Source organism: Desulfosarcina ovata subsp. ovata, assembly GCF_009689005.1.
GTDB lineage: Bacteria > Desulfobacterota > Desulfobacteria > Desulfobacterales > Desulfosarcinaceae > Desulfosarcina > Desulfosarcina ovata.
The window spans coordinates 3,540,085-3,556,545 of the sequence record NZ_AP021879.1 but is presented as its reverse complement, the minus strand read 5'-3'; the positions used below and the strand labels follow the sequence as shown (position 1 = coordinate 3,556,545).

At 57.9% G+C, this 16,461-nt stretch carries 15 protein-coding genes; 7 read left to right on the top strand and 8 right to left on the bottom strand.

What is annotated here, in order from left to right:
* The first annotated feature begins 67 nt into the window (after nt 1-67).
* The 5 genes from GN112_RS15765 to GN112_RS15745 all read left to right on the top strand — a co-directional run bounded on the left by GN112_RS15765 (nt 68) and on the right by GN112_RS15745 (nt 4,914).
* Nucleotides 68-1,246, top strand: a complete 1,179-nt coding sequence (locus GN112_RS15765) for a hypothetical protein (protein ID WP_155311089.1) — start codon at nt 68-70, stop codon at nt 1,244-1,246.
* 185 nt (nt 1,247-1,431) lie between these two features.
* Nucleotides 1,432-1,827: a Sec-independent protein translocase protein TatB gene (tatB, locus tag GN112_RS34865; RefSeq protein ID WP_155311088.1), complete on the top strand. Its 396-nt coding sequence runs from the start codon at nt 1,432-1,434 to the stop codon at nt 1,825-1,827.
* 11 nt (nt 1,828-1,838) lie between these two features.
* Nucleotides 1,839-2,603, top strand: coding sequence for a twin-arginine translocase subunit TatC (gene tatC, locus GN112_RS15755; RefSeq protein ID WP_155314260.1), 765 nt, complete (start codon nt 1,839-1,841; stop codon nt 2,601-2,603).
* 16 nt (nt 2,604-2,619) lie between these two features.
* Nucleotides 2,620-4,323: a YcaO-like family protein gene (locus tag GN112_RS15750; protein ID WP_162458958.1), complete on the top strand. Its 1,704-nt coding sequence runs from the start codon at nt 2,620-2,622 to the stop codon at nt 4,321-4,323.
* Nucleotides 4,324-4,428: 105 nt separating this feature from the next.
* Nucleotides 4,429-4,914, top strand: a complete 486-nt coding sequence (locus GN112_RS15745; RefSeq protein WP_155311086.1) for a cytochrome c3 family protein — start codon at nt 4,429-4,431, stop codon at nt 4,912-4,914.
* A gap of 70 nt (nt 4,915-4,984) precedes the next feature.
* Here the strand turns inward: GN112_RS15745 and GN112_RS15740 are convergent, their stop codons facing one another.
* The 6 genes from GN112_RS15740 to GN112_RS15715 form a co-directional block, all read right to left on the bottom strand.
* Nucleotides 4,985-6,385: a cobyrinic acid a,c-diamide synthase CobB gene (locus GN112_RS15740; protein ID WP_231717037.1), complete on the bottom strand. Its 1,401-nt coding sequence runs from the start codon at nt 6,383-6,385 to the stop codon at nt 4,985-4,987.
* Between the two features lie 105 nt (nt 6,386-6,490).
* On the bottom strand, nt 6,491-6,730 hold the full coding sequence (locus tag GN112_RS15735) for a dissimilatory sulfite reductase D family protein (RefSeq protein WP_155311084.1): 240 nt from the start codon (nt 6,728-6,730) through the stop codon (nt 6,491-6,493).
* A gap of 74 nt (nt 6,731-6,804) precedes the next feature.
* On the bottom strand, nt 6,805-7,950 hold the full coding sequence (dsrB, locus tag GN112_RS15730; protein ID WP_155311083.1) for a dissimilatory-type sulfite reductase subunit beta: 1,146 nt from the start codon (nt 7,948-7,950) through the stop codon (nt 6,805-6,807).
* A 15-nt stretch (nt 7,951-7,965) separates the two neighbouring features.
* The gene (gene dsrA, locus GN112_RS15725) at nt 7,966-9,279 is read right to left on the bottom strand and encodes a dissimilatory-type sulfite reductase subunit alpha (protein ID WP_155311082.1); all 1,314 of its coding nucleotides are present in this window, start codon (nt 9,277-9,279) and stop codon (nt 7,966-7,968) included.
* A gap of 335 nt (nt 9,280-9,614) precedes the next feature.
* The gene (locus GN112_RS15720) at nt 9,615-10,787 is read right to left on the bottom strand and encodes a hypothetical protein (RefSeq protein WP_155311081.1); all 1,173 of its coding nucleotides are present in this window, start codon (nt 10,785-10,787) and stop codon (nt 9,615-9,617) included.
* Nucleotides 10,788-11,142: 355 nt separating this feature from the next.
* Nucleotides 11,143-11,757 carry a tetratricopeptide repeat protein gene (locus GN112_RS15715; RefSeq protein ID WP_155311080.1) on the bottom strand — a complete coding sequence of 205 codons (615 nt, stop codon included), beginning with the start codon at nt 11,755-11,757 and terminating at the stop codon, nt 11,143-11,145.
* A 172-nt stretch (nt 11,758-11,929) separates the two neighbouring features.
* On the opposite strand from GN112_RS15715, the gene dapA reads away from it, so the two are divergent.
* The gene (dapA, locus tag GN112_RS15710) at nt 11,930-12,964 is read left to right on the top strand and encodes a 4-hydroxy-tetrahydrodipicolinate synthase (RefSeq protein ID WP_155311079.1); all 1,035 of its coding nucleotides are present in this window, start codon (nt 11,930-11,932) and stop codon (nt 12,962-12,964) included.
* 133 nt (nt 12,965-13,097) lie between these two features.
* Here dapA and GN112_RS15705 read toward each other — a convergent pair whose 3' ends face one another.
* The gene (locus GN112_RS15705; RefSeq protein ID WP_155311078.1) at nt 13,098-13,910 is read right to left on the bottom strand and encodes a YkgJ family cysteine cluster protein; all 813 of its coding nucleotides are present in this window, start codon (nt 13,908-13,910) and stop codon (nt 13,098-13,100) included.
* 232 nt (nt 13,911-14,142) lie between these two features.
* Here GN112_RS15705 and glpK point away from each other — a divergent pair, with 232 nt between their 5' ends.
* Complete coding sequence (glpK, locus tag GN112_RS15700) at nt 14,143-15,657, top strand: glycerol kinase GlpK (RefSeq protein WP_155311077.1); 1,515 nt, start codon at nt 14,143-14,145, stop codon at nt 15,655-15,657.
* Nucleotides 15,658-15,680: 23 nt separating this feature from the next.
* Here the strand turns inward: glpK and ubiE are convergent, their stop codons facing one another.
* A complete protein-coding gene (gene ubiE / locus GN112_RS15695) occupies nt 15,681-16,385 on the bottom strand; it encodes a bifunctional demethylmenaquinone methyltransferase/2-methoxy-6-polyprenyl-1,4-benzoquinol methylase UbiE (RefSeq protein ID WP_231717036.1) in 705 nt (234 codons plus the stop codon).
* Between the last annotated feature and the right edge of the window lie 76 nt (nt 16,386-16,461).

The window sequence follows — 16,461 nt, the reverse complement described above, 5'->3', positions numbered from 1 at the left end:
CCCGTTGCCGGAAGGCTTTTCCCGGCGATCGATCCGGCGTCGAAGACGCCGCAATCCGGAGACGTTCATGACCGCTTATCGATCCATCCACCGCTGGATGCTACCCATCGCCCTTTTGCTGATTGTTACCATCGGATTTGCCGGCAGCGGTATCGCCGCCGAGGCCACGACGTCGTTGAATGCATTCGGAGCGGCCGTCATTCACAACAAAAATATGGCTGCCGGTAAGCAAAGTGCAATCGACGATGCCCTGGTTGCCGCTGTTGGCGGGACCGTCATGGAGATGCTTACCAGGGAAACCGTCGTTCGCCGGTTTCAGGTGATCAACGAAAAAATACTGAACGCCCCCGATACTTATGTGCGCAACTATCGCGTGGTCAGTGAAGCCGTGTCGGGGTCAACGGTGCGGGTGCTGGTTCAGGTGGATGTCGCCACGGGGCGGCTCGGCAGCGACCTCTCCCGGCTCGGCTTGGCCATGGCCGATACGGTGTTGCCACGGGTTCTCTTCATGGTGGCCGAAAAAAACGTTGACGACGCGGATCTGATCGACTGGTGGGGTGCCGAGCGGCGAAGCAGCCGAACGGTAAGCGAAGGGGCCCTGGCCGACGCGTTCAAGGCGGACGGTTTCGGGGTTGTCGACGTTCCGGACCCGGCAATGCCCCTGGGGATCGGCGAGCCAGCTGCGGATGCGGATTTGCTGGTCCTGGCCGGGCGACTGGGTGCCGATGTGCTGGTTGTCGGTACGGGGACGGCAACCCAAACTCCGGGCGGCGATCACCCGAATGCCGAAGCGGAGGTGCGGGTGCGCGCGTTGAATGTGCGCAGTGGTGCACCCATGGGAAAGTCCCAGGGGCGTTCGCCGGCCGCTGACCCGGCTGCCCAACGGGCAGGGCGGCAGGCCCTGTCCAATGCCGCTTCAGCGGCGGCCGACGATTTGATCGGACAAGTGCTGGCCGCCTGGCAGCAGGATCAGGATCGCCATGCGCGTATTGAACTGGTCGTCGATGGCACCAGTGGCCAGATTGCTAGTTTTGTGCGCCTGCGTACGGCAATTTCTTCCCTTCCCGGGGTCAAGGACCTGAAAATGGTTAAAATGTCGGGTGACCAGGCCGTGATGGCGGTAAGGTATGCGGGGACACCACGCTCCTTGGCGGATGCGCTGCTGCTGGAAACCTTCAATGGTTTCGGTATCGAGATTGATGAGGTAACGGACGGCGCTGTCCATGTTCGTCTGGTTCAGCCGTGACCCGCCGCCATGCACAGCGGACGAACCCATGGCACCGTTAATGTTCCCAACATTCTGATCGTCATCGGCATTGCCATCTTCAAGATCCTATCAGGGCAACCCCTGGCTTGACACCCCCTAGCAAAACCAGTAGGGTTTCGATGGCTAAGCCGTCGTACCCTTTCAGCAGATTAAAGGAGACATTCATGTTCGGTATTGGAATGCCGGAAATGATACTGATTCTGGCAGTGGCCCTGATCGTCATCGGACCCAAAAAACTGCCGGACCTGGCCCGGTCCCTGGGAAAGGCCATGGGCGAGTTTAAAAAGGCGACCAGCGAACTGAAAGATAGTATTCAGATCGACACGGAGTTCAAAGAGGTCAAAAGCGCTTTCAACGATCACAACCGGGCGGCCGAAAAGAACGCGCCTTCGGCTGACGATGGTGGTGACGCCCATCAACCCGAACCGTCCCGGAAAAGCGAAACCGTTCCAGATGAAACCGATGCCACCATGGATCGAGCGGAACCGTCCACGGTTGCGGAAAACACCTCTCCGGCTGCGCCCGCCAATTCCGATTCAGAAGCGCACAAGGATTCCTGACCGTGGCAGAGATGGATAAGGATACGGACGACAAGCTCCCCTTTACCGCCCACCTGGAAGAGCTGCGCAAACGGCTGATTACCAGCTTTATTGCCGTGGCAGTCGGTTTTGCGATCTGCTATGGCTTCAAGGAAAAGCTGTTCCAGATTCTGACACAACCACTGATCTCGGTGATGAACCAGGGCGAAACCCTGATCTATACAGGGCTGCCCGAAGCCTTTTTCACGTTTCTGAAAGTCTCTTTTCTGGCCGGGTTGATGCTGGCTTCACCGGTGATCATCTACCAGTTCTGGATGTTTGTTGCCCCCGGTCTTTACGACCGTGAAAAGCGCCTGCTGCTGCCCATCGTCTTTCTGTCCACGATTTTTTTTGTCGGTGGCGCCCTGTTCGGCTATTTTATCGTCTTCCCCTTCGGTTTCGATTTTTTCCTGGGGTTTGCCACGGAAACCATCCGGCCCATGCCCTCCATGAAGGAGTACCTCAGCTTTTCGTCCAAACTGCTGCTGGCCTTCGGACTGGTGTTCGAACTGCCCCTGGTGATCACCTTTCTGGCGCGATTGGGAATTGTTTCGGTTCCCTTTTTAAAAAAGAATCGAAAATACGCCATTCTGCTCTTTTTTGTGGGCGCGGCAATCCTCACTCCACCCGATGTGGTCACCCAAATGATGATGGCGCTGCCGTTGATGCTGCTGTATGAAATCAGCATCGTCGGTGCCCGTATTTTTGGCAAGCCAAAAGCGGCGCCCCAGGAAGATGCCGAGCCGGCCAGCGAGTGATGGGGACGTACGCGGCATGATTCACTACCGCCTTGATCTCGCCACGACGGCCGCCAGCACCGGTTATTTTTCAGCGGTTCCCCAGCCGGAGCCGTCTATCGAGGAGGGCATTGCCTGCCTGCACCATCACCCCAATGACAGCTTCATACACGCCTGGCTGCTGGAACGGATCGGCCAGATGGACCCTGATGCGGCAACGGCACTGCTGGACGTCGATTCAAAAGCCGATCCGCTGGTCGACGCCCTGGTGCTCGAAGCGGCCACCCTCCACCCCCACCTGAGCCGGCTGGCGCGGCGGTTCAACCGGCGGCAGATGGCGGCCTTGGCCGAACAGAGCCCGCTGGTTTTCCTGCGTTCGCAGATGCTTGCCGATCAAGATCGCCACCGCCGCTGGGCCGAGTGGTTTCACGCCAACATCATCCGGCATCGCCCGCTTCCCCCTCCGCAAAAGGTGGGCCTTGCACCGCCCGTTAAAGGAATTGACGGCAGTGAGGCGCCGCTTCCGGAGGCGGCCCACCTGAAGTCGATCGTCCAGCGATGCCTGCCCGACGGCGCAAGCACTGCCGGTACCCCCCGGCCGCCCCTGGAAACGACCATCGACCGGGCCACCCGCCGCCTGGAGCGGTTGAAGATTTTCGATGGGCCGGAGATGCGCCACCAGTCGTCCCTGAGCCTGTATGCCCTGCTGCGTCGCTGGACCTTCGATCATCGGGTGACCTGCGGGGCCTTGCACCACACCCTGGCCAGCACCCAGACCGCCTACGGTCGTGGCCTTTCCCTGGAGGCGGCGCGGGCATCCTGTCTGATGGAGGTGGTCGAGCGCTGCTCCGCTTTTGCCAGCGTCGACCGGCATGGGATCATCGGAACCCGCCGGACCCATCCCCTTATCCACGGCCCCCGATCGGGACTTTCGGCCGACGGCCTTGACGTGCTGGATCCGAATCAGCTCAGGCTGGAGGTGCCTTACCGGGACGAACCGCTCTACTGGATCGAGGGCGAACAATGCGCCAAAGGGGGCCTGCGGTCGATCTGGGTCCCGGCGCAATGCGTTTTTCTGTTCTGCAATCTGGATGAACGATCACTTTTTTCAGGGCTGGGGTCCACCGGACTGGCATCGGGAAACACGGTAGCCGAGGCCCGCTTGAGCGCCCTTTACGAGCTGTTGGAACGGGACAGCGAAGCGGTCAATCCCTATCACCCGTCACGCTGCTTCCGGGTCTCGTCCGAAGACGCGCCGTTGCGGGCCCTGTTGGATGATTACCGCGCCCGTGGTATCCACCTGCAGTTTCAGGACATCAGTCCGGCGTTTGGCATCCCCTGCTGCACCTGTTTCGTCACCCACCGGGACGGAACGGTATCCAAGGGAGGCGGGGCCCATCTCGACGGGCGACGGGCGGTGTTGTCAGCCCTGACCGAAACACCGTATCCCTACCCTGCCGGGCCGCCCTCGGCGCCGGCGCTCCCGGACCTGCCCTGGCTTCCGTTCGAAACATTGCCCGATTTCTCCACCGGCAAACCGGATCTGGATCTGATACTGGTGGAAGAGACGCTAAGGGCCAATGGTTTTTCTCCCATTTACGTGGACATTACCCGTGCGGATCTCGATCTTCCGGTCGTCAAGGCCTTGATACCGGGGTTTGAGATGATGGCCGACTTTGACCAATACTCCCGGATCAGTCCTCGACTTTTTAATAACTATCTAAATATTCACAATAAATAGCTTTCCGGGATTCCCATTGACAGCTGGCATCAGGATTGATAGAGCTGGGTCGCGGAGGGATTTTGAGTGTTCAACCAATTATCATCGAAGAGGAGAGAGGTGGATATGACAAAACCAAACATGTTCGTTCTGGTCACAGGGGTGTGTGTGGCACTGCTGTTCGTTGCCGGCAGCGTCGGTGCGGCAACAAAAGTTCAGGATGTCATCCGCATGGAGCATAAGGCTTACAGCGAGCACACCAAGGGCATCGTCGATTTCTCGCACAAGAAGCACAACGAGGAGTACAAAATCGGCTGCGGCGAGTGCCACCACGATGCCGATGGCAAACCCCTGAACGACCTGAAAATGGGCGATGATGTGAAGGGATGTATCGAATGCCACAAGATTCCCAGCCGGATGCCCGGTGCACTGAAAAAAGAGATGCGCGAGAAAAAAGTCCCCAAGAAAGAGATCGCCGCCAAGGAGATGGAGTACCACGCCGAGGCGATCCACGAAAACTGCATCGCCTGTCACAAGGATTACAAAAAAAAGGATAAGGAAACACTTGCGCCGACGTCTTGTTCCAAATGCCACCCGAAAACCAAAAAATAGGCGTCTGAATACAATTCTATCTGTAGAAAGAGGATCGTGCCGCTTGCGGTACGGTCCTTTTTTTTGAGGATTACCGCGGCCGGGAGGTGGTCTCTCGGGATGTTCTGTAGGCCTGCGCCCGGCTGACCAGGGAAGGGGCCCATCCCGGGGTTCCCAAGGCGTGGATGTGGGTGTAGGTGGCCAGTACGTTTTTATGGCACACACCGTCCCTGCCGTCTAAAAAACCGGCACCGCGCTCCATGCGAAAGGCCAGGTTGTCGCCAGAGCCGTTCCATGATTGTACGCTGGAGTAGTGAAATTCATGCCCCAGCAAAGTGCTTCCCGGCGGGTAGAACGGGTTACCCCCCTCCACCCGGACAATGGTGTAGCCATGGCCCTGGGGACGTTTAGAGAATCCGAACACGGCGGGCAGGACGCCGGTCATCTCGAATTCGCCATCGGCCAGCACAAGGCGTTCGCCCAGGTACATCAGGCCGCCACACTCGGCGTAAATCGGCATGCCGTTTTCGGCCGCATTTTTCAGCTCGTTTCGAAACGTGCGGTTGCCCTCCAGTTCCCGGGCATGGGTTTCCGGGAAGCCCCCGCCAATATAGAGCGCGTCGACCGGCGGCAGGCGCCGGTCTGTCAACGGGCTGGCAAAGACCAGGTCAGCGCCGGCCGCTTCCAGGGCTTCCAGGTTTTCCGGATAGTAAAACTGAAATGCGGCATCGCGCAGGATGCCAATAACGGGCCGTTTGCCGATGGATGCGGTTGTCCTCACGGTTTCAGGAGGTTCAGGAGGGGCCGGCCGCGCAATGGGTGTTGCCGTTTCGGCCAGTCGCTGGATGCGGTCAAGATCCAGGTGCGCTTGGGCAACCTCCCGGATGGCGTCGATGGCCGGTTGGGCCCAGCTGTGTTCCGGTGTCGGCACCAGTCCCATGTGTCGTTCGGGAAAGCTTTGTTTGCGCAATTTCGGCACCGAACCCAACACGGGAATGCCGGTGTACGCCTCGATGCTGCGCGTCAGGATGCCTTGGTGGCGCTTGCCGGCTACGCGGTTCAGCACCACCCCCCCGATGCGCACATCTGGATCGAATGCGGCGATCCCGCCCACCACGGCCGCCATGGTGCGCGTGGTTTTGGTGGCATCGATGCAGAGGATCACGGGCAGCCCCAGCATTTTTGCCAGTTCGGCGGTGCTGGTTTTGCCCTCGGTGTTGATACAGTCGTAGAGGCCCCGGTTACCTTCGATAAGCGTGAAATCTGAAGCGTGGGTATGGGTGTGGTAGGAATCCAGTATTGCATCCGGATCCATGAGAAAGGTATCCAGATTGTAGCAGGGCCGGCCGGCTGCCAGTGCGAGCCAGCCGGCATCAATATAATCCGGACCTTTTTTAAAGGGTGCAACAGACCTGCCCAGGCTCATCAGCGCGGCAATGATGCCAACAGAGAAAATGGTCTTTCCCGATCCGCCGCGTAATGCAGCAACCACCACCCCCGGTGTCGGCCGTGAGTGTGAATTGTTTAGAGCCTGTTTCAATAAACATACACATGGTGGCGGACAACCGGTTCATTGGCGGTCCGTCGAATTTTGGCTTTAATCTTCGTGCTCAGCGCCAGACTGTTTGCCGGTGCCAGGCAGGCCGTACATGGAGGTGCTGCCGGAAGACCAGTACTCCAGAACATTTTCTGTAACCAGCTTGTTGACGATCTTCTTGGCCTCACGGGGTTTCATGTCCAGGATTTTGGACAGGTCGTTGAAGTAAAATTTGGATTTGGTTTTCAGCTTCTTGGTCAACTGTTCTACGATCAGCTTTTTTGCCTCTTCGTATTCCATGATTACCTCTTTTCTAAAGAGTGCAGGGGGGGCGCGTGGCCTCCCCCTGCACGGATTAATCTATACGGCGCAAATTAGAACTTGAACTGCGTGCTCTGACGCCAGGTGTAGTAGGCGGGATCACGGAAATCATCGATGAGATGATGGGTGAATTCAAGTTCACATTTGTCGAAGAAACGCTCCCAGCCGATTCTCTCGGCCCAATCGCCCAGACGTTCGTACTTGTTGGCGCCGGCAGCGTAAGCTTCGACGATTCTCTTGATGGTGGCGGTGGTTGTTCCCCAGCGCGGCGGCTCATTGGGGATAAAGGCCACGACGACCTTGGAGAACTTGGGCATGCTGATGCGGTTGGAGACCTTACCACCCACCATCAGGACGATACCATCGCCTTCCTGGTCGGCCAGCGGCATGGAGGGACACATGGTGTAGCAGTTACCGCAGAACATACAGCGATCTTCGTTTACGGCCACGGATTTCACTTCTTTGTCGCCGACGGTAACCTTGGATGGTTTGACGGCTGCGGTGGGGCAGGCGGCAATGGCCAGCGGGATTTCGCACATCTTGTCCAAATATTCATGATCCAGAAGCGGCGGTTTGCGGTGGTAACCGAGGATGGCGATATCGGAGCAGTGTACGGCGCCGCACATGTTCAGGCAGCAGGCCAGGGAGACGCGCAGCTGGGCCGGCAGGCGATGGTTCTGGAAATCGCTAAACAGCTCGTCCAGGGTCGCCTTGACCGGACCGGAAGCGTCGGTGGCCGGGGTGTGGCAGTGAATCCAGCCCTGGGTGTGAATGATGTTGGTCACGCCGGCACCGGTGCCGCCGATAGGAAGCTTGAAGCTGCCGCCGTCGAACTTGCGGCCTTCCAGGTCTGTGATCAGAGCGTCGCACTTGGCTTTGTCGTCGACCATGAATTCGACGTTGTTACGGGTGGTCCAGCGAACATATCCGCCACAGTATTTGTCGGCAATTTCACAGATCTCACGGATATGGGTGACGGTCATCAGGCGGGCGCCGCCGCAGCGTACGGTGTAGACTTCGTCGCCGCTTTCGGCCACGTGGACCAGCACGCCGGGTTTGATGATTTCGTGATACAGCCATTTGCCCTTGTTTTTAGCGATGACGGGCGGATAAAACTTGTCGTATTTCTGCGGACCGATGTCGGTGATCCGGTTTTCCATCGGTTTGTCGGGATTGTATCCTGAAGAAATAAATGCCATTGTTTTTCCTCCCCTCTATCTCTGGTGTCTTTCTCTGAATTTATTGATGTCACGCGTCCATCCGCCGGGTACCTCATCTTCTTTCCAGAAGATGTAGGGGTTGTGGCGCGGTTCCTGAACATGCTGCGGCACCGGTTTGATATTGGTCATTTCGAGCAGTTTCTGGAAACCCTGACGTTTGATCAGCTCACCGAGACGTTCGCGGTTCTTACCCTCTTCCATCCACCAATCCCAGATGGCTTCGATGACTTCTTTGATTTCGTCGTAAGGTTCTTCGACCTTGATAAAGGGAACGAGCAGGGAGCCCATCTGGGCGCCGTCGAGGATCGGGGCCTTGGCGCCGACCAGCATGGAGCAGCCACGGTCATCGCCGATATGCAGAGCCCTGGGCATAACATTGATGCAGTGCATGCAGCGGGTGCACTCTTTGGTGTTGATGGCGAGTTTGCCGCCTTCGTATTTCATGCACTGGCTGGGGCAAAGGTCAATGACCTCTTTCTGGATGTCGAACGCACCCCAGTCGCGGCCGCTGTGGGCGCCGGCATTGGGAGCGAATTCGCCGCCGACGTAACCGGCTACGGCTTCCTGGTCGATCTTGATGTCGTCTCTCCAAGTACCCACGAAGGAGATGTCGGCGCGGGCGATGGAGGCCACGCAGCAGTTGGGGCAGCCGTCGAATTTGAACTTGAACTTGTACGGGAAGGCCGGGCGATGCAGCTCATCCTGGTATTCCTGGGTCAGTTCATAGCAAATGGCCTGGGTGTCGTAGCAGGCGTATTCACAGCGAGCCGCCCCGATGCAGTCAGACGGGGTCCGCAGGTTGGAACCGGAACCACCAAGGTCCTGATCGAATTTGTGGGTCAGTTCGTAGAAAATTTCTTCGAGCTGCGGCGTGGAGGTACCGATGAAGATGATGTCGCCGGTGGAGCCGTGCATATTGGTGACGCCGGAGCCGCGGAACTCCCACAGGTCGCAGAGATTTTTTAGGAATTCGGTGGTGTAGAATTTACCGCCGGGCTGGTTGATACGCATGGTGTGGAAATGGGCTACGCCGGGAAACTCTTGCGGCTGGTCGCAGTAACGGCCGATAACACCGCCGCCGTAACCGAAAACACCCACGATACCGCCGTGCTTCCAATGGGTTACGCCATGTTTGTAGGAGAGTTCCAATACACCCAGCAGGTCTTCAACGCAGTCTTGGGGCACCTGGAATTCCACATTGTTTGCATTCTTGGCCCGGCTTGCCGCTTCCTGCTTCAGATCTGACACGAAGCTCGGCCACGGCCCGGACTCAAGCTGGTCCAACAAAGGGGTTGCATGCTTTGCCATCTTTTACCTCCATTTGAATTGATAGTATACCAACCTGCCAATCGAAATAAAAACATCCCTGACGGGGGTAAGGTCACCTCCTCTCGAATTTTTTCTTTATATTTTTACGGGATTGTCGCAATTACGCGATTTTTCACAATGAATATGCAAGGAGCAGGTATAGAATTAATATCCAACGTTGTCAATAAAAAAGCATGGTTTCACGCAGTTAAGCCGCCGCCGAAGGCATGTTTGGCCTGTTCCCACAAAATATGGGGAGCCTCGTGATAATAATTTCCCTATGTGGTGTTCCGGCACTTTTCCCGGCCGGCTGGCGACGGACGTCATGGTGGAACCTATATCAAAGGAACGAACTCCGCTACCGCCCGCCTGATATCGGTCACATGGCGGTCGATGTGACCTTGGATCACGCGCCACTCTTCACTTGCCTGGCGAAACAGGGGTGCAGCCGCCCGTTTCGCCCGTACCAGCAGATCCACTTTCGCACACTGGTTGAAATAATCCTGGAAAAACGCGGGAAAGGATTCGGGAAAACCGCTGAGTCGTGCGGTCAGGTCCAGCCCCTGGAAAAAACCCTCGATCATGGGAATCAGACAGGCATCGGGCACCCAGGCGACCGCGCCCACACCGTCCAAGCGGTCCAGGCGCATACGCAGGCTCGTGTGGATGAAAAAAACAAACAGGGATTCAAGGATGGCCGCTTCATCCATCGCTTCTGGAGCAAGATCGGTGATGGGGGGCAACCCGCGTACGGTGATCAGCCTGACCGATGGGCGATTTTTGCTTGGATTGACCACAAAATCACCGGCCGCATGGTGCCAGGGGAAAATATGGCGGGTGGTGATCGGGTCGTAGCAGGCCGTAAGGATCATGGTGGCTTCGCGGTATAGATCCGCCGTTTGGTCGGCCGTGAGTTGCCGGGGGACGGTGGCCCCATCCCAGACCCCGATGGCATCGTCGTCGTGCCCCGGCGAGCGGGTCAGATGAAATTCATGATATCCATTAAACCAGCTGCCCAGGAACATGGCAATCGGTTTGCCGGCCGGCAAGGTCATCGTCGCGTGGTCATAGATTTCGGGCAGCCAGCCAAAGGGTCGCTGGGCGTTAAGTCGGGACAGGGCCTGAATTTCCAGGGGCAGAGAGGCGAGGCCGTCTGCGGATGCCGCCACATTGAGGACAAAAGCGAGCGGCCGGCCGGCGACATCAACCTGCAGCCTGGAAGGGTGGTAAAAAGCGCCATGCTTGACCAGGAAAACCGATATGTCCGATAGCTCTGCTAACGAGACCGGTCTTTCCAGGCACCGGGAAGCGGCAGCCAGAAGGCGCCGCGCGTCGTCGGCCAAACAGAAGGACGAGACCGCCGAAAAATAGTCCTGATAGGTTATTGCCGTGGATGACGGCGTCGACGCGGCCGCCTCGCGGTTTTCGGGCAGCGGACACCGCCACAGCGGATGCCCGCTGCCGATGGAGTCGGCGGTCGATGCCAGGAAGAAGTTGATCTCAGGCATACGCGGCACCGTCCTTATAGCATTCAAGATAATGTTTTTGGGCTGCGTTATCGGTCGTCGCGGTATGATTGATACAGCTTCTTCCCTCTGGCCTTGCCAAAAACATTATCTTAAACACTGATACCATCCAATCAGGAAGGGCACGGATGGCCGGCGCTCATCGCGATCCGAACGTCCAAAGCGGGTCATTGGCAATAAGGCTGGCGGAAAGAAATAATTCCTCCATCCTGCTTGTCTTTGTGCCCGTCTACCGCGTTGCCGCCACAGGCACATATTCCCGATATGCACCGATGGCGGCGCCTTGTAGACGACCCCAAATCCGGCGCGATCTGGGGAATTATTTCTTTCCGCCAGCCTAAGACTCCAATTCCTTCATGATCTCAGGTGCCACCGCGTAACCCAGCCGGCTGGCGTTTTCTGCATGTTCGAGGGCTTTTTCGGGTTGGCCGTCTTCCATATAGGCGATGGCCAGGTTGTTGTGGGCGACGGCGAAATCCGGCTCGATTTTCAACGCCTTGAGGTTGGTCTCGATGCTTTTCTTGACCTGACCGTTCATCAGATAGGCGTTGGCCAGGGTGGCAAAGGCCTGAATGAAGCGGAAATTGAAGGTCGTGGCCTTCTCCAACGCATTGATGGCGCCTTCCACATCCCCGCGCTGGAGCAGAACAAAACCGATATTGCCCCATCCCTCGGAAAAACCGGGTTTGGCCCTGACGGCCCGCCGGTTCCAATCCAGGCAGCCGTCCATATCGCCGCGTTTGAGGCAGATGCCGCCCATCTGAACATAAGCTTCGGCAAGCCCCGGACTGCATTCGATGGCCATTGCCAGGGATTTTTCGGCCGCTTCGGTTTTTCCCTGCCCCAGAAGGGCAACGGCAAGATTATAATGAGAGGTTCCGCACTCGGGGTTGGCGGCAATGGCCGCTTTCTGCTGGGCAATATACTCGTCCGCATTTTTTGCTTTTTCCATGGATCGATCCTTTTCCGGTGACGTCACCGCATTGACTTTTTAAAATCAAAATGGGTAACGTGGCTGGTTTCCCGTGTCAAGCAAAATAATCATCCGGGAGGCGCTTTTCCCTTGACATAAGATCCCAACTTCCTTAATTTTTCATACAAATTGACAATCTTCAGGAGGTAACATGAATCCAGTGTGTTATACCGCAATGGTGACGCCTTTCGTTGGCGATGCGGTCGATGAAACAGGGCTTGAACGCCTGGCCGATTTTCAGGTTCAAAGCGGCATTACCGGAATTCTGGCGGTGGGTACCACCGGCGAAAGCCCCACCCTGGGCTGGGAGGAACACCACCAGGTCGTGGAGCAGTATGCCCGGCAAGTCAAAGGAAAATGCCTGTGCATTGCCGGAGCGGGGAGCAACAACACCAACGAGGCCCTGTCGGCCACGGAGCATGCGATGAAGGCGGGCGTCGATGGTGTGCTGATGGTCGATCCCTATTACAATGGACCCAGTTCCATGGAGATCCGCAAGGAATACCTGCAAAAAGTGGCCGTCGCCTTTCCCGACCTGCCCGTCATCCCCTACGTGATTCCCGGACGCACCGGTGCCCAGCTACTTCCCGAGGATTTGGCGATGCTGTACAACGCCTGTCCCAATGTCCACACGGTCAAAGAGGCCACCGGCGATCTGGACAACATGCGGCGCACCCGCACGTGCTGCGGACCCGATTTCACCATTCTTTCCGGTGATGACGGGCTTACCGTGAAGATGATGACCGACCCGCAGATCGCCGCCGCCGGCGTGATTTCGGTGGTCTCCAATATCGCCCCCAAGGCCATGGTCGGTCTGGTTCGCCTGCTGGCCGCCAACGAACTCGACGAAGCCGGTCGGCTGGCCAGGGCTATCGAACCGCTTTTCGGCATCGTCACCGTCAAGACGGTGGAGAAAACACCATACGGCGAAGCGGTCTGCCGGGCGCGCAATCCGCTGGCGCTGAAAACGCTGATGCAGCTGCTGGGTATGCCTTCGGGACCCTGTCGGCCGCCCCTGGGAAAAATGAGCCGTGCCGGCCTGGAGATTGTGGTCAACATCGCCAAAACCGTGCAGTCCGAGAATCCGGAAATTTTCGAACCCATGGCCGCCTTTTTCAATATCGATGTCGAGGCACGGCTGAATGATACCCATCTGCTGGAAGGGCTTTGCTACGACGCTTACTGATGCGTCTGGGGACAAACCGTTTTTATGGATGGGTACCGAACAACAAACCGCCCGCTCCATGGAGTTGCTGGAGCGGGCGGTTTGTTGGTAACGGACGGTCGCAAACCCTTTTCAGGAAAGCACTACCTTCGCCTCACGATTTTGTTTCGGCGCTTTGCGGATCGGCAAACATGGCCGCCTGTTCTTCGGGGTCGACCTGTTTGAACAGGACGCTTTTCAGCCACGTCAGTCCGAATTTGAGCAGTTCAACGTCGTCTTCGCGGATCGTTTCGACTGTTTTCTCATCCACCTTGAAGCGTTCGAGAAAGGCGCTTTCAAAAACAAACGCCCTGAATTTGTCTATATCGTAGCTAACCATGAAAAAAAGCTGTTTGGCCTTGTCGGTCAGTTTGATACTGGCGGGAAAAGAGCGCTTGCGCACCACCAGATCCGTCCACTCGCGGTTGATTTCGTCCCTCAGATCGACCCCCTGATCCGCCCGCCAATCGGCCACCGTCCACTCGGCGTCCTCCTCAAATCCCCTGCAGTGGGGCTCGTTGACGAAAAAGAAGAAGCCGTCGTCATCGGCGCCCTCCTTATGCTGCAGCGTGGCGACCCCCAGGGGGTAATACCGGCATGACGACGGGCGGTCACTGTAAATCATGCAGCCTTCCTTGTCTTTGACGAAGGGACAGGATTTACGGTCGTCATCAAGCAGTTTGAGGGTGACCATGGGCAGGTCGGTTTTCTCCAGCAGGTGGGGCTCGGTATAGATGGCCAGAAAGTCGTGGGACGAAAGGTCTATCCGCTTTTTCATCTGGATGATGTCGTAGGGGGTCAGGATGATATTGATTCCCCGGCAGCACAGGGTAAAGCAGGACACGCCGGGGTGGCATTTGAACTTGAACTGGCTGCCGTAGCCCAGACGCACCGGCGAAATCGTGGCTTTTGGGTCCGCATCGGTCATGGTTTGTCCTTTTCTTGATGGTCGTTCACAGATGGGGCCGTTTTTAACGGAGGCGGCAGGTAAAGTCAAACGCTATTGCGGGCGGGACGGGAGGGACGCGCGGTAACGGTTGGTTGTCCCGCATTTCCCGAAGTGATAGAGATGATAAATCTGTTTTGCTTTTGGATCGGATGCCGCAACGGGCATGTCACCAGCACGGTAACATCAACGGTCACCACGAAAGGAGCGACCCATGGCCCCCTCCTACATCGGCGCCCTGGATCTGGGCACCACCAGCAACCGGTTTATCCTTTTCGACCACCAGGGACAGATTGCCGGCATGGACCAGATGGAGCATCAGCAGATTTTTCCCCGGCCCGGTTGGGTCGAACATGATCCGCTGGAAATCTGGCAGAACACATGCCACGTCATCCGCGGTGCCCTGGGCAAAATCGGTGTTGCGGGAAAGCAGATCGTGGCCATCGGCATCACCAACCAGCGTGAAACCACCGTGGTCTGGGACCCCAAAACCGGCAAGCCCCTTTGCAATGCCATCGTCTGGCAGTGCACGCGCACCGATGCCATTTGCCGGCAGCTGGAACGTGAGGGCGGGCAGGATCGCTTTCGACCGAAGACCGGGTTGCCCATCGCCACCTATTTTTCAGGCCCCAAGGTCAAATGGATTCTGGACAACGTTCCGGGGGCGAGGGCGGCTGCGGAAAATGGGCGGGCGCTTTTCGGTACCATCGAAACCTGGATCATCTGGCAATTGACCGGCGGCGTGTCCGGTGGTGCGCACGTGACCGATGTCTCCAATGCATCGCGAACCCTGATGATGGATCTGGAAACCCTGGACTGGGACGCTGACATTCTGAAAACAATGGAAATCCCATGGCAGATGATGCCGCGCATCGTGCCTTCCATCGACCGGCAGACCTGGGGGCATACGTTGAAAGAGGGCCCCCTGGCGGCCACAGTGCCGGTTTGTGGGGCCCTGGGGGACCAGCAGGCGGCCCTGGTGGGACAAACTTGCTTCGATGTCGGCGAGGCCAAAAACACATACGGCACCGGCTGTTTCATGCTGCTCAACACCGGCCATCAGGCGGTCCCGTCCAACCACGGTTTGTTGACCACCGTGGGGTATCAGCTGCGCGGGGAAAAGCCCGTCTACTGTCTGGAAGGATCCATTGCCATTGCCGGCGCCCTGGTACAGTGGTTGCGGGACAACCTGGGGCTGATCCGGTCGGCACCAGAGGTGGAAGCCCTGGCCCGCACCGTCGACGACAACGGCGGGGTTTACATCGTGCCGGCCTTCTCCGGCCTGTTCGCCCCCTACTGGCGCGCGGATGCCCGGGGCGTGATGGTCGGGCTGACCCGCTATGCCAACAAGGGCCATATCGCCCGGGCGGTCCTGGAAGCCAATGCCTACCAGACCCTGGACATCATGACCGCCATGAATAAAGATTCCGGCGTGGACCTGGGCAGCCTGAAGGTGGACGGCGGCATGGTGGCCAACGATCTGCTCATGCAGTTCCAGGCCGATCTGTTGGTGGTTCCCGTGATCCGACCGGCGATTACCGAGACCACGGCCCTGGGCGCGGCCTATGCCGCCGGCCTGGCGGTGGGATTCTGGAATTCCATGGCCGAGCTGAAATCGTTCTGGTCGGTGGACAAGATCTGGTCTCCGCAAATGGATGACACGGTGCGCCAGGCCGGCATTCGAGCGTGGAAAAAGGCCGTTGAGCGGACTTTCGGATGGGAGGACTAATGGCCGTTCTTACCGAGAACGGCTCACGCCCGGGTGCCGACGAACAGGTTGGCGACGCCCAGGGTCAGGCGCCGGCAGGTGACCTGGGTAAAACCGGCCTTGTTCATGAGGGCCATGAACCGATCGGCGCTGGGAAAACGGGCCACCGATTCGGGCAGGTAGGAATAGGCAAAGTGGTGTTTGGAAAACAGGTGGCCGATGGCCGGCAGCACCTTTTGAAAATAGGTCAGATAGGCCTCGCGCAGTCGGCCCGGCGTGGGGGTGGCCAACTCCAGCACCAGCAGCATGCCGCCGGGCTTGAGGCTGTCGTGAAAGGCCTTCAGCGCTTTTCCCTTATCCTGAATATTGCGGATACCGAAGGCGATGGTCACGGCGTGGAAGGATGCCGGTCCGAAGGGCAGGGCCAGGGCGTCGCCGGCCAGTAGGGTGATGGCCGGCCGGTTGCGCTGGCGGATTTTTTCTCCGGCCAGGCGAAGCATGCCCGGCGAAAAATCGATGCCAACCACCTGTACCTCGGAGCCTTTCTGCCGACAAATTTCCACGGTCACGTCCCCGGTGCCGCAGGCCACATCCAGCACCCGCCCGTTCTCGGGGATCGTTAGGGTCGCCACCATTTTTCTGCGCCAGGCGACATCCTGGCGAAGGCTGAGCAGCCGGTTGAGCAGGTCATACCGGGGGGCGATGCTGTCGAACATGTCACGGACAAACGGAAGCTCCCGGGTTTCCATTGACATCCTTTCATCTTGCATTACGTTTGATCATCATTTAAAGGTGGCAGAATTAACACATCATTCCATTGGTGAC